Annotated in this window: 11 protein-coding genes; 4 read left to right on the top strand and 7 right to left on the bottom strand. The window is 69.4% G+C overall.

Annotated features, from left to right (window positions below):
* Nucleotides 1-55: 55 nt before the first annotated feature.
* From AC5Y31_RS02480 to rimP, 3 genes are all read right to left on the bottom strand, one after another.
* A complete protein-coding gene (locus AC5Y31_RS02480; protein WP_064856620.1) occupies nt 56-328 on the bottom strand; it encodes a YlxR family protein in 273 nt (90 codons plus the stop codon).
* A gap of 149 nt (nt 329-477) precedes the next feature.
* Nucleotides 478-1521: a transcription termination factor NusA gene (gene nusA, locus AC5Y31_RS02475; RefSeq protein ID WP_065026366.1), complete on the bottom strand. Its 1044-nt coding sequence runs from the start codon at nt 1519-1521 to the stop codon at nt 478-480.
* Complete coding sequence (rimP, locus tag AC5Y31_RS02470; RefSeq protein WP_065026365.1) at nt 1518-2051, bottom strand: ribosome maturation factor RimP; 534 nt, start codon at nt 2049-2051, stop codon at nt 1518-1520. The genes nusA and rimP overlap by 4 nt, the downstream gene beginning before the upstream one ends.
* A 183-nt stretch (nt 2052-2234) precedes the next feature.
* Here rimP and AC5Y31_RS02465 point away from each other — a divergent pair, with 183 nt between their 5' ends.
* Entirely contained in the window at nt 2235-2753 is a 519-nt protein-coding gene (locus tag AC5Y31_RS02465) for a hypothetical protein (protein WP_065026364.1), read from the top strand.
* Nucleotides 2750-3208 (top strand): ferritin-like domain-containing protein, encoded by a 459-nt coding sequence (locus tag AC5Y31_RS02460; protein WP_499977745.1) that lies wholly within the window; start codon nt 2750-2752, stop codon nt 3206-3208. Before AC5Y31_RS02465 ends, AC5Y31_RS02460 begins: the two co-directional genes overlap by 4 nt.
* Here AC5Y31_RS02460 and AC5Y31_RS02455 read toward each other — a convergent pair.
* From AC5Y31_RS02455 to mqo, 4 genes are all read right to left on the bottom strand, one after another.
* Complete coding sequence (locus tag AC5Y31_RS02455) at nt 3205-4962, bottom strand: proline--tRNA ligase (RefSeq protein ID WP_499977744.1); 1758 nt, start codon at nt 4960-4962, stop codon at nt 3205-3207. The two genes, AC5Y31_RS02460 and AC5Y31_RS02455, sit on opposite strands and share 4 nt — an antisense overlap.
* Nucleotides 4963-5034: 72 nt before the next feature.
* Nucleotides 5035-6615 carry an MFS transporter gene (locus AC5Y31_RS02450; RefSeq protein WP_082966625.1) on the bottom strand — a complete coding sequence of 527 codons (1581 nt, stop codon included), beginning with the start codon at nt 6613-6615 and terminating at the stop codon, nt 5035-5037.
* A gap of 33 nt (nt 6616-6648) precedes the next feature.
* Complete coding sequence (cobA, locus tag AC5Y31_RS02445) at nt 6649-7866, bottom strand: uroporphyrinogen-III C-methyltransferase (protein ID WP_499977742.1); 1218 nt, start codon at nt 7864-7866, stop codon at nt 6649-6651.
* 9 nt (nt 7867-7875) lie between these two features.
* The gene (mqo, locus tag AC5Y31_RS02440; RefSeq protein ID WP_499977741.1) at nt 7876-9357 is read right to left on the bottom strand and encodes a malate dehydrogenase (quinone); all 1482 of its coding nucleotides are present in this window, start codon (nt 9355-9357) and stop codon (nt 7876-7878) included.
* A gap of 41 nt (nt 9358-9398) precedes the next feature.
* Between mqo and mtr the strand changes: the two genes are divergently transcribed.
* Together mtr and AC5Y31_RS02430 are read left to right on the top strand one after the other, a co-directional pair.
* Nucleotides 9399-10787, top strand: coding sequence for a mycothione reductase (gene mtr, locus AC5Y31_RS02435; protein ID WP_499977739.1), 1389 nt, complete (start codon nt 9399-9401; stop codon nt 10785-10787).
* A complete protein-coding gene (locus AC5Y31_RS02430; RefSeq protein WP_499977738.1) occupies nt 10784-12580 on the top strand; it encodes an acyl-CoA dehydrogenase in 1797 nt (598 codons plus the stop codon). Before mtr ends, AC5Y31_RS02430 begins: the two co-directional genes overlap by 4 nt.
* Nucleotides 12581-12687: the final 107 nt, after the last annotated feature.

Raw genomic sequence — 12687 nt, 5'->3', positions numbered from 1 at the left:
ACAGCGGTGGTGGGCCGCGCCTCGGGTTTAGCTATGACGCATGGTCATCGGGACTTCACGGTGTGCTCATGTTCTTCGCTACCTGTTCTGTTGCCCGGGGCGGTGAGCCGATCTGTTGATCGAAGTACTCCTCCACCCCGGATACATCCGGGGAACCGCTGATCCGCAGCGCGTGCGCGAACGCTCGTCGCCGGATCGCCGCCTGCAGGCACTGCGGCCTGGGATGCAGCCATGCACCCCGGCCCGGCTGGCTGCCCGCCCTGTCAACGGTGACGGCCTCGTTGCCATTCCCCGACACAGCGACCACCCGAAGCAATTCGGCGGCCAACTCGCGTTTCCGGCACCCGACACACGTGCGCACCGGTCCCCGCGGGGAGCGGTGCGTTCGCGAGGCGGCTGCCGAAGTCTCGCGCTGGATCACGGCTCAGTCTACCCATACCCGGGCGGTCGTCTGAACCACCCGAATCCGAAGCCGGGTCAGTGCTCCTGGGCCACGCCCCGGCCGGCCTCGTGCTCGGCGCCGTTGGCGGCAGGCTCGGGGGTGTCGCTGCGGATATCGATACGCCAGCCGGTGAGCCGGGCCGCCAACCGGGCGTTTTGGCCCTCCTTGCCGATGGCCAGCGACAGCTGGAAGTCCGGAACCACTACGCGGGCGGCACGCGCCGCCTGGTCGATCACCGTCACCGACATCACCTTGGCCGGCGACAAGGCGTTACCGACGAACCGCGCCGGGTCCTCGTCGTAGTCGATGATGTCGATCTTCTCGCCGGCTAGCTCGCTCATCACGTTGCGCACCCGCTGGCCCATCGGGCCGATACAGGCACCCTTGGCGTTGAGCCCGGGAACCTGCGAGGCCACCGCGATCTTGGACCGGTGACCGGCTTCCCGGGCCACCGCGACGATCTCCACCGACCCGTCGGCGATCTCGGGGACCTCCAGGGCGAACAGCTTGCGCACCAGGTTCGGATGGGTACGCGACAGCTCGATCCGCGGTTCGCGCAGCCCCCGGGTCACGCCGATCACGTAGCAGCGCAGCCGGTCGCCGTGCTCGTAGCCTTCGCCCGGCGCCTGCTCGGCGGGCCGGATGACACCGTCGAAGCCCTTCGCTTCGGTGCCCAGGCGCACCACGACGACGCCGCGGGCGTTCTCCCGGGCATCGCGCTGCACGACGCCGGCGACGATGTCGCCTTCCCGCGCCGAGAACTCGCCGTAGGCCTTCTCGTTCTCGGCGTCGCGCAGCCGCTGCAGGATCACCTGGCGGGCGGTGGTCGCCGCGATCCGGCCGAAGCCTTCGGGCGTGTCGTCGTACTCGCTGATGACATTGCCGTCGACGTCGGTCTCCCGGGCCAGCACCCGCACCATGCCGGTCTTGCGGTCGACGTCGATGACCGCGTCGGCCTGGTGCCCTTCGGTGTGCCGGTACGCGGTGAGCAATGCCGATTTGATCGTTTCCACCACGACGTCGACCGGGATGCCCTTGTCGGCCTCGATCGCGTGCAGCGCAGCCATGTCGATATTCATCCGCCCGCCTCCGTTCCCGCATCCCCGGCCTTACGGCCCGTCAACTCCAACTCACGTGCGCTCGGCGGCGAGAACTCGATTTGCACCACCGCTTTGCTGATGTCGCTCAGCGGCAACCGGCGCCGGTTCCAGTCCCGCCCGGCGCGCACCACCAGCGTCACGACGTCGTCCTCGACAACACCGACCCGACCGGTCACACCGGTTCCGTCGGACAAGGTCACCTCGACCTTGCGGCCGTGCGCGCGCCGAAAATGCTTCGCGGTGGTCAACGGTCGTTGCACCCCTGGGGAACTGACCTCCAGCACGTACTGGCCGTCGAAGTCGAGGCCGTCGAGCAGGTCCGACGCCGAGCGCGACAACGCCGCAGCGGTGTCGAGGTCCAGCGGGGTGTCGCCGTCGGCGACCACGGTGATCCGGGGCAGCGGCGCATGGTCGTCGACGACGACGTCTTCGATCTCATATCCGGCGCGGGTGAACTCAGCGTCGAGCAGCTCGATCACCTGTGTCTGCGAAGGTAGCCCGGTGGCCACGGCGAGCTCCTCGTCTTGAGTTGTCCGGACGTTTCCCCCGCGACTGGCGCGGCCGGGAACCAGCCACCAACGATACGCCGTGGCGTGCACAGCCACAGCAAACCGCTGAAAAGCGCCGCCACGCCAGCGGTCGGCCCCCCTACCGGCCACGCCGCGACCCTCCGGCGGCCCCGGGGTGGCAGGATGTCTCAGGTGCCCGGCCCCCTGACCGCCATCGACCGGCGGCGCGTGCTGACCGGCGCCGGCATGCTCGCCCTGATCGCCCTGGCGGCACCAGCGTGCGGCTCGTCCCCGACGCCGCCGGCGCTCGACGACCTGGAAGCGCAGTTGCAGCTGGCGCGGCGCGACAGCGACCTGGCGGCCGCGGCCGGGGCGGCACTGACCGGACCGGGCTCGCAAGCGCTGGCCGCGGCGCTGGATCAGGTGTCGCTGGAACGGGCCGAACACGCGCGCGCGCTGGCCACCGAGATCGCCCGGGCCGCCGGACAGCCGGCGCGGGAGGCCGCCGAAACCACCACCTCGACCAGCACGCCGGAGGGGACCGCCCCGACGGTGTCCCAGGTGGTCAACGCCTTGCGGTCCGCGGCTGAGAGCGCCGGAAAGCTGGCCATCGCCTCGTCGGGTTACCGGGCCGGGTTGCTGGCCTCCATCGCAGCGGCCTGCACGGCCTCCTACGCGGTCGCCTTGGTGACGCAGTCATGACGTCGGTCGAACCCGGTGCGCTCAGCGGCCCCGACGCCGCCCTGTGCGATGCTCTGGCCACCGAATACGGGGTCGTCTACGGCTACGGGATGGTGTCGGCGTACTCCGTGCCGGAGCTCAACGACCTGGTGGTCCCCACCATCCGTCAGCACCGCGAGCGCCGGGACGCGACCATCGCGATCCTGGCCGCCCGCTCGGTTCCGGTCCCGCCCGCTGCCGCCGGATACCAGCTGCCCCTGCCGCTGAGCACGTCCGACGACGCGGTGCGGCTGGCGGTCCGGATGGAAAACGACACGGCGACCGCCTGGCGCGCCGTCGTCGAGCAGGCCCGCGAAGCCTCGGACCGGGAGTTCGCGGCCACCGCGCTGGGCCAAACCGCGGTGCTGGCCGCGCACTGGAACCAGGCGTTGGGTAATTGGCCGATCACCCGGGCGTTCCCGGGCGGCCAGGACTAGGTGTCCTCGCCGCGGATCGCGGCGAGGATCTGCCGGGCCAGGTCGGCGCCGACGGACAGCTCGCGGGTCTGCCCGGAGAACCGGTCGCGCAGTTCGACGATCCCGTCGGCCCAGCCGCGTCCCAGCACGACGATCCACGGCACGCCGAGCAGCTCGGCGTCCTTGAACTTCACTCCCGGTGAGGTCTGCCGGTCGTCGAACAGCACGTCCATCCCGAGCCGGTCGAGCTCGGCGGCCAGGTCGGTGGCCCCGGCGCGGGCGGCCTCGTCCTTGTTGGCGATCACCAGGTGCACGTCGAACGGTGCGACGGACGCCGGCCAGCGCAGGCCCAGCTCATCGTGCTGTTGTTCGGCGATGACGGCGACCAGCCGGGACACGCCGACACCGTAGGAGCCCATGGTGAGCCGCACCGGGCGGCCGTCCTCGCCGAGGACGTCGGCGGCGAACGCGTCGGTGTATTTGCGGCCGAGCTGGAAGATGTGGGCGATCTCGATGCCACGGGCGCTGACCAGCGTGCCCGCCCCGTCCGGGGACGGGTCACCGTCGCGAACCTCGGCGGCTTCGATCGTGCCGTCGGCGGTGAAATCACGTCCGGCCACCAAGCCGACAACGTGCTTGCCGGGCGCGTCCGCGCCGGTGATCCAACTGGTGCCGGTCACCACACGGGGGTCGACTAGATAGCGAACACCGTTGTCCTGCAACGATTTCGGGCCGATATAGCCCTTCACCAGGAACGGGTGCTTGGCGAAATCGCCGTCGGAGAGCAATGCGTACTCGGCGGGCTCGAGAGCAGCGCCCAGCCGCTTCTCGTCGACTTCGCGGTCGCCGGGCACCCCGATGCCCAGCAGTTCCCACTCCCCGTCGGGCTGGCGCACCTTGAGCAGCACGTTCTTCAGGGTGTCGGCAGCGGTGACGGTGCGGCCCAGGCCGGCGCCGTTGGCCCAGTCCACCAGGGTGGCGATGGTGGGGGTGTCACCGGTGTCGTAGGTCTGCGCCTCCGGTTGGCCCTCGATCGGTTGGGCCGGGGGGCGGGCGGTGGTCACCGCCTCGACGTTGGCGGCGTAGCCGGATTCCACGCAGCGCACGAAGGTGTCCTCGCCCACCTCGCTTTCGGCCAGGAACTCCTCGGAGGCCGAGCCGCCCATCGCGCCGGACACCGCGGAGACGATCACGTAGCGCACTGCCAGCCGGTCGAAGATCCGTTGGTAGGCCTCGCGGTGCGCGTCGTAGGCGGCTTTGAGGCCGGCGTCGTCGACGTCGAAGGAATAGGAGTCCTTCATCACGAACTCGCGGCCGCGCAGGATGCCCGCGCGCGGACGCGCCTCGTCGCGGTACTTGGTCTGGATCTGGTAGAGCAGCACCGGGAAGTCCTTGTAGGAGCCGTACTCCCCCTTGACCGTCAGGGTGAACAGCTCTTCGTGGGTGGGCCCGAGCAGGTAGTCGTTGCGGCGGCGGTCTTGCAGCCGGAACATGGTTTCGCCGTACTCGGTCCAGCGGTTGGTGGCTTCATACGGGGCGCGCGGCAGCAGCGCCGGGAACAGGATCTCCTGGCCGCCGATGGCGTTCATCTCCTCGCGCACCACCCGTTCGATGTTGCGCAGCACCCGCAGGCCCAGCGGCAGCCAGCTGTACAGCCCCGGTGCGATCGGCCGGACGTAGCCGGCCCGGATCAGCAGCTTGTGGCTGGGCACTTCGGCATCGGCGGGGTCATCGCGCAGGGTGCGCAGGAACAGCTGGGACATCCGGGTGATCACAGGCCGAGAGCCTATCTTTCGCCGTGAGCGGCCGCGGACCCGCATTCGGGGCCGTCCGCGCAGCGCCCGGAGTTACAGGTTGCCCGCGCCGAAGGCGTCCTGCGCGTCCTGCGCGTGCGCGACCTGCTTGGCCGTGTAGCCGATCAGCAGCGAGATGGCACCGACCAGCACCGCGACCCCGGCCACCCACAGCAGCCCGTAGGTGTAGCCGGCATCCAGCGCGGCGATCTGAGCGGGGTTCATGGTCTTGACCGGCATGTTCGTGCCGCCGAGGTACAACGTGCGCGAGGTGATGACGGCCTGGATGACCGCGAGCACGATCGGCCCACCGAGGTTCTGCAGCATCAGCGCGATCGCCGACGTCGGGCCGATCTGGTCGAAGCCCACACCGGCGATCGCCGACAGGGTCAACGGCACCACGATCACACCCATCCCGAGACCGCCGAGCACGATCAACATCACGAAGTTCGGGAAGTACGCGATATCCCGGTCGACGGTCGAGCCGTAGATCATCGCCCCCAGCACCACGACGCCGCCGGCGATCACCAGCACCCGCGGCGGGAACCGGCGCACCAACTGGGAGGAGACCCCGAGCCCCACACCCAGCCCGATCACGAACGGGATGAACCCCACCCCGGCGTGCAACGCCGAGTAGCCCATCAGGTCCTGCACGTACAAGCCGATGGTCACGGTGAGGCTGAACAGCACGCCGCCGGCCAGGAAGATGGCCGCGAAGGTGGCCAGCCGGTTGCGGTCGCGGAAGAGACTGAATGGCACCACCGGGTTCTCGGCGGTGCGCTCCACCACGGCGAATGCCAGCAGTGCGGCCACCGCCACCGCGCCGGAGCCGATGGTGAGCACCGAGACCCAGCCCGCCTCCGGGCCGATCGTGAAGGCGAACACCGCGGCGGTGCAGCCCAGGGTCGCCAGCAGCGCCCCGGCGGCGTCCAGCTTCATCCGCTCCCGGTTGGTCTCGGTCAGCGCGGTGCGGGCCAGGTAGATCATCAGCACGCCGATCGGGATGTTGATGGCGAACGCCAGCCGCCACGAGACCTCGGTCAGTGCGCCGCCGGCCACCAGGCCCAGCACCGAACCGATCGCGGTCATCGCGCCGAACACCGCGGTGGCGGTGTTTCGGGCCGGCCCCTTCGGGAAGGTGGTGGCGATCAGCGCCAGCGCGGTCGGCGAGGCGATCGCCGCGCCGACGCCCTGCAGCAGTCGGGCGATCACCAGGGTCGGGGCGTCCCAGGCCGCCGCGCACAGCACCGAGGCGATGGTGAACAGCGCGACGCCGCTGATGAAGGTGCGCTTGCGGCCGATGGTGTCGCCGAGCCGGCCGCCGAGCAGCATCAGGCCGCCGAAGGTCAGCACGTAGGCACTGATCACCCAGCCGCGGCCGGCATCGGACAGGCCCAGGTCATCCTGGATCTTAGGAAGCGCGACGATCGCGACGGTGCTGTCCATCGTGGCCAGCAACTGCATACCGCCGATGGCGATCACGGCGTAGATGAACCGACGAGACGGCAGCAAAGACGACACCAATCTGCTGGTCCGGCTCACGAGGGCCGAGCCGTGACGCCCCGGGGGTTCCGCTCCGGCGGTATCCGCCGGCCACTGCGCAGTCGCCCGTCCTGCATCATCAAGAGCAGTCATAGCTGGCTACCCTACAGTAATATTAAGAGATGTTTAAACCCCGAAGCCCGCGACCGCTCCGATAACGACGATTGCGGGAGGTCGGATGCCCTCCGCGCGGATCTTCTCGGGCGCGTCGGCCAGCGTGGCTCGGAGCGTGTGCTGGGCGGGCGTGGTGCCGTGCTGGACCACCAGCACCGGAGTATCGGCAGGTCGGCCGCCTTTTTGCAGCACCGCGCTGAACTGCTCGATGCGTTCGACGGCCATCAGCAGCACGATGGTTCCGCGCATCGCGGCCAGCGCATCCCAATTCACTAACGATTCGGGGTCGTCGGGCGCGACATGCCCGCTGACCACTACGAATTCGTGGTTCACGGCGCGGTGGGTAACCGGAACCCCGGCCTGCGCCGGCACCGCGATGGCACTGGTCACACCGGGCACCACCGTCACCGGGATCCCGGCTTCGGCGCAGGCCAGCACCTCCTCGTAGCCGCGGGCGAACACGAACGGGTCGCCGCCCTTGAGTCGCACCACGAACTTGCCGGCCGTGGCGCGGTCGATCATCAGGGCGTTGATGGCGTCCTGGGCCATCGCCCGCCCGTAGGGGATCTTGGCGGCGTCGATGACCTCGACGTGCGGCGCCAGCTCGGCGAGCAGTTCCGGCGGCGCGAGCCGGTCGGCCACCACGACGTCGGCGTGCGAGAGCATGCGCCGGCCGCGCACCGTGATCAGTTCCGGATCGCCGGGCCCGCCGCCGACCAGTGCCACCCCACCGCGCACCACATCATCGGGCGCCTCGGCTTCCACGGTGATTGTGCCGTCCTGCAGAGCCTCGCGGATCGCCGAACGGATCGCCGCCGACCGGCTGTGCTCACCCCCGGCCAACACCCCCACCGACAGGCCGGCGTAGCCGAAGGTGGCCGGGGTGACCGCGGAACCCTCGACGGCCAGATCGGCACGCACGCAGAAGATCTGGCGCCGGTCGGCCTCGGCGACCACGGCGGCGTTCACGTCCGGGTCATCGGTGGCCGCGATCGCATACCAGGCATCGGCCAGGTCCCCGTCCCGGTAGCCGCGCGAGACCAGCGTGATGCCGGGCTTGCGCTCCCCCAGCGCCTCGACCGCCGGGGTGGCGCTGGTGGCGATCACCACCACCTCCGCCCCGCTGTCCACCAGCAGCGGCAGCCGCCGCTGTGCGACGCTGCCCGCGCCCACCACGACCACCTTGCGGCCGGCCAGCCGCAGCCCGACCAGGTATGGGTTCTCCGTCACCCGGTCACTCTAAAGCGGGTCACCGGCCGCCGGGTGCAGCTGCAGCTGTCGGGTTCCCCACTTCCACACCTGCTCGAACAGGGCGGGCTCGTCGGAGAGCCGGGTGCCCAGCGACGGCACCATCTCGGTGAGCCTGGGCAGCCAGCCCGCGAACCGGCCGGCGAAGCAGCGCGCCAGCACCTCGAGCATGGCCGGCACCGCGGTCGACGCCCCCGGGGAGGCGCCGAGTAGGCCCGCGATGCTTCCGTCGGCGGCACTGACGATGGTGGTGTCGAATTCCAACCGTCCGGCCCGAACCACCTGCACGCGCTGGCCGGCCCGGATCGGCGACCAGTCCCGGCCGTAGGCGTCGGGGACGAACTCGCGCAGCGCGTCGATCCGGGCGGAGTGCGGTTGGCGCAGCTGGCCCAGCAGGTAACCGACCAGCTCGCGCTCCCGGATCCCGGCGCCCAGCAGTGAGGCCGCATTGTCCAAGCGGACCGATCTCGGCAGATCGGTGGCCCGGCCGTGCTTGAGGAAGCGCGGTGACCACGCCGCGAACGGCCCGAACAGCAGCCACGACGCGCCGTTGACCACCCTGGCGTCCAGGTGCGGCGCGGTCGTCGACGGCGCGTCCCGGGCCGGGGCGCCGTACACCTTCGCGCGGTGGGCGGCGGTGATGTCCGGGGCCCCGCAGCGCAGGAACCGGCCGCCGATGGGAAACCCGCCGAAGCCGCGAGCTTGCGAGATGCCGGCCTTGCGCAGCAGGCCCAGCGTGGCTCCCCCTGCTCCGACGAAGACGAATTTGGCCTTCAGCGTTCGGCTTTCACCGGTGCGGCGGTTGACCAGGCCCAGTGTCCAGCTGCCGTCGGATTCCCGGCCGATGCTGCGCACCTCGTGTCCGAACAGCACCGCGGCGCCGTCGCGGGCCGCGTAGCCGATCAGCTGGGAGGCCAGCGCCCCGAAGTCGACGTCGGTGCCCTGGGGCGCCCAATCCAAGGCCAGCGGGACATCCGCGTTGCGACCCGCGGCCATCAGCGGCAGCCGCGCGGCGAACTCGTCGAAGTCGGTGATGAACTCGGCTCCGGCGAACAGCGGGTTGGACGCCAGCGCGCGATGGCGGCGGCGCAGGTAGTCGACACCAGCGGCGCCATGCACGAAGCTGACGTGCGGGATGGCACGCACGAAGTCGCGCGGTTGCTCCAGCATGCGGTTTTCCACCGCATAGGACCAGAACTGGCGGGTCACCTGGAACTGCTCGTTGACCCGCACCGCCTTGGCGATCTCGATCGAGCCGTCGGGCTGTTGCGGCGTGTAGAACAGTTCGCACAGCCCGGCGTGGCCGGTGCCGGCGTTGTTCCACGGGTCGCTGCTCTCAGCGGCGGCGGCGTCCAACCGCTCCACGACGGTGATCGAGGCCTCCGGCTCCAGCCGGCGCAGTATCGCGCCCAGGGTGGCACTCATGATGCCCGCGCCGATCAGTGCGATGTCGGTGGTGGCGGCGGTGGGCACGGCTCTCAGGCTAATGGGCGGGCACCGTTTAGGCTGACGCCATGGAGAGCTACGACCTGGCCATCATTGGAACCGGTTCGGGCAACAGCATTCTCGACGAGCGGTATGCCGACAAGCGGGTGGCGATCTGCGAGCAGGGCACCTTCGGCGGGACCTGCCTCAATGTGGGGTGCATCCCGACGAAGATGTTCGTCTACGCCGCCGAGGTGGCGCAGACGATCGCCGAGGCGTCGCGCTACGGCGTCGAGGCCCGCATCGAGCGGATTCGCTGGCCCGACATCGTTTCACGGGTCTTCGGTCGCATCGACCCGATCGCCGCCGGAGGCGAGGAGTATCGGCGCAGCCTGGAAGGCGTCGACGTCTACGCCGCACACACCGGGTTCGGGCCGGTCGGCTCGGACGGCAAGTACCTGTTGCGCACCAGCGACGGGGAGAAGTTCACCGCCACCCAGGTGGTGATCGCCGCCGGAGCGCGAACCTGGATTCCGCCGGTGATCGCCGACAGCGGGGTGCGCTATTACACCAGTGACGACGTGATGCGCATCCCCGAGCTGCCCGAGCACCTGGTGATCGTGGGCGGCGGCTTCGTGGCCGCGGAGTTCGCCCACGTGTTCTCCGCACTCGGCGTCCGGGTCACCGTGGTGATCCGCAGCGACATGATGCTACGGCACACCGACGAGACGGTGGCCCAGCGCTACACCGAGGTGGTGGCGCGCAAGTGGGATCTGCGGGCGCGACGCGAAGTGACCGGTGCCCGCAATGTCGGTTCGGGTGTCGAGCTGCAGTTCGACGACGGGTCACTGGTGCGTGCCGATGCACTGCTGGTGGCCACCGGCCGGGTGCCCAACGGCGATCTGCTCGACGCCGAACAGGCCGGGGTCGACGTCGCAGCCGGCCGGGTGGTGGTCGATGAATACCAACGAACCAGCGCGCCCGGGATTTTCGCGCTCGGCGACATCTCCTCCCCCTACGAGCTCAAGCACGTCGCCAACCACGAGGCCCGGGTGGTGCAGCACAACCTGTTGTGCGACTGGGACGATACCGCCTCGATGCGGGCCACCGATCACCGCTACGTGCCGTTCGCAGTGTTCACCGATCCGCAGATCGCCGCAGTCGGCTTGAGCGAAACTCAGGCCATTGCACAGGGTTTCGACATTTCGGTGAAGGTCCAGGACTACGGTGACGTCGCCTACGGCTGGGCCATGGAGGACACCACCGGGTTCGTCAAGCTGATCGCCGAACGTGGCAGCGGTCGGCTGTTGGGCGCGCACATCATGGGCCACCAGGCGTCGTCGATCATCCAGCCGCTGATCCAGGCGATGAGCTTCGGCCTGACCGCGCCGGAGATGGCCCGCGGCCAGTACTGGATCCATCCGGCACTGCCGGAGGTCGTCGAGAACGCGCTGCTGGGCCTGAAAGGATCGCGATGAAGTCCCTTCTGCTGTCGCGGCAAGACCTGGATTTTCTGCTGTTCGACTGGTTGCGGATCGATGAGCTGACCGCGCGCCCCCGGTTCGCCGAGCACTCCCGGGACACGTTCTCCGACGCGCTGGATCTGTGCGAACAGCTGGCGGGTAAATATTTCGCCCCGCACAACAAGAAGAGCGACGCCCACGAGCCCACCTTCGACGGTGAGACCGTCACCGTCATCGGTGAGGTCAAGGAGGCGCTGGCCGCCTGCGCCGACGCCGACCTGATCGGCATGGCGATGGACTACGGCCTGGGCGGGGCGCAACTTCCGATGACGGTGGCCCAGGCCGGTTTCGCCTGGCTGCTGGCCGCCAACGTCAGCACCGCCGGCTATCCGATGCTGACGATGGCCAACGCGAATCTGCTCGCCGAGTTCGGCAGCCCCGAGCAGATCGACGCCTTCGTCAAGCCGATGATCGCCGGCCGCTTCACCGGGACCATGTGCTTGTCGGAGACGCAGGCCGGGTCATCGCTGTCCGACATCACCACTCGCGCCGAGCCGCGCGCCGACGGCACGTTCCGGTTGTTCGGATCGAAGATGTGGATCTCCGGCGGCGACCATGAACTGACCGATAACATCGTCCATCTGGTGCTGGCCAAGATTCCCGGCGGCCCGGCCGGCACCAAAGGCATTTCGCTGTTCATCGTGCCGAAATATCTGGTGGGACCCGACGGACTTGCCGGTGAGCGCAACGACGTCGTACTGGCCGGACTCAACCACAAGATGGGCTACCGCGGCATCACCAACACCGTGCTCAACTTCGGCGAAGGCGGCTACCGACCAGGCGGTGAGCCGGGCGCCGTCGGTTATCTGGTCGGCGAGGAGCACCGCGGGCTGAGCTACATGTTCCGCATGATGAACGAAGCCAGGCTGGGAGTCGGCATGGGCGCGATCGCGCTCGGCTACACCGGCTACCTGAAGTCGCTGGACTATGCCCGCAGCCGGCCCCAGGGCCGGCCGGTATCGGCGAAAGACCCCGCGGCACCGCAGGTTCCGATCATCGAACACGCCGATGTCAAACGGATGCTGCTGGCACAGAAGTCTTACGTCGAGGGGGCGCTCGCTTTGGCGCTGTACTGCGCGCGGCTCGTCGACATCGCGCGCACCGCAGAATCCGACACCGAACGCGAGCACGCCACGGCGCTGCTGGACATCCTGACCCCGGTCGCCAAAAGCTGGCCGTCGCAGTGGTGCCTGGCCGCCAACGACCTGGCGATCCAAGTCCACGGCGGCTACGGCTACACCCGCGAATACGACGTCGAACAGCACTACCGGGACAACCGGCTCAATCCGATCCACGAGGGCACCCACGGCATCCAGAGCCTGGATCTGTTGGGCCGCAAGGTGGTCCAGCACGGCGGGGCGAACCTGGCCGCTGTGCAGCGGGCGATGTCGAACAGTATCGCGGCCGCGCGGCAGGCCGGCGGTGAATCAGCTGACGCCGCAGGGCAACTCGAATCCGTGCTCCAGCGGCTGGTCACGGTCACCGCGGGCATGTTCGGTGCCGGCGATATCGATGCCGCGCTGGCCAACAGCGTCGTCTACCTGGAGGCCTTCGGTCACGTGGTGATCGCCTGGATGTGGCTGGAGCAGCTGCTGGCCACCGCCGGGCGCACCGGCGACTTCTACGACGGCAAGCGCCAGGCCGCCCGGTACTTCTTCCGCTACGAACTGCCCAAGACCGGCCCGCAGCTCGACCTGCTGGAAAGCCTGGACCGCACCACGTTGGAGATGCGCCCGGAGTGGTTCTGAGGACCGGGCGGCACCGTTACGGGCCGTTGGGCGAGTGTTCGCGGCAGTCCGGGCACAGGGGCTAGCCATTCGCCCTCGGCGCTACGCCACTGCATTCACTTCTGCCA

The sequence above is a fragment of the Mycobacterium sp. NGS18 genome, from assembly GCF_059813185.1.
Note: the sequence above shows the minus strand (reverse complement) of the source record. Positions and strands in the feature narration are given on the sequence as shown.

Coding starts and splice junctions, on each gene's coding strand:
- nusA (WP_065026366.1), bottom strand. CDS start 1,521: ATGAATATCGACATGGCTGCGCTGCACGCGATCGAGGCCGACAAGGGC.
- AC5Y31_RS02465 (WP_065026364.1), top strand. CDS start 2,235: ATGTCTCAGGTGCCCGGCCCCCTGACCGCCATCGACCGGCGGCGCGTG.
- AC5Y31_RS02460 (WP_499977745.1), top strand. CDS start 2,750: ATGACGTCGGTCGAACCCGGTGCGCTCAGCGGCCCCGACGCCGCCCTG.
- AC5Y31_RS02450 (WP_082966625.1), bottom strand. CDS start 6,615: ATGACTGCTCTTGATGATGCAGGACGGGCGACTGCGCAGTGGCCGGCG.
- mtr (WP_499977739.1), top strand. CDS start 9,399: ATGGAGAGCTACGACCTGGCCATCATTGGAACCGGTTCGGGCAACAGC.
- AC5Y31_RS02430 (WP_499977738.1), top strand. CDS start 10,784: ATGAAGTCCCTTCTGCTGTCGCGGCAAGACCTGGATTTTCTGCTGTTC.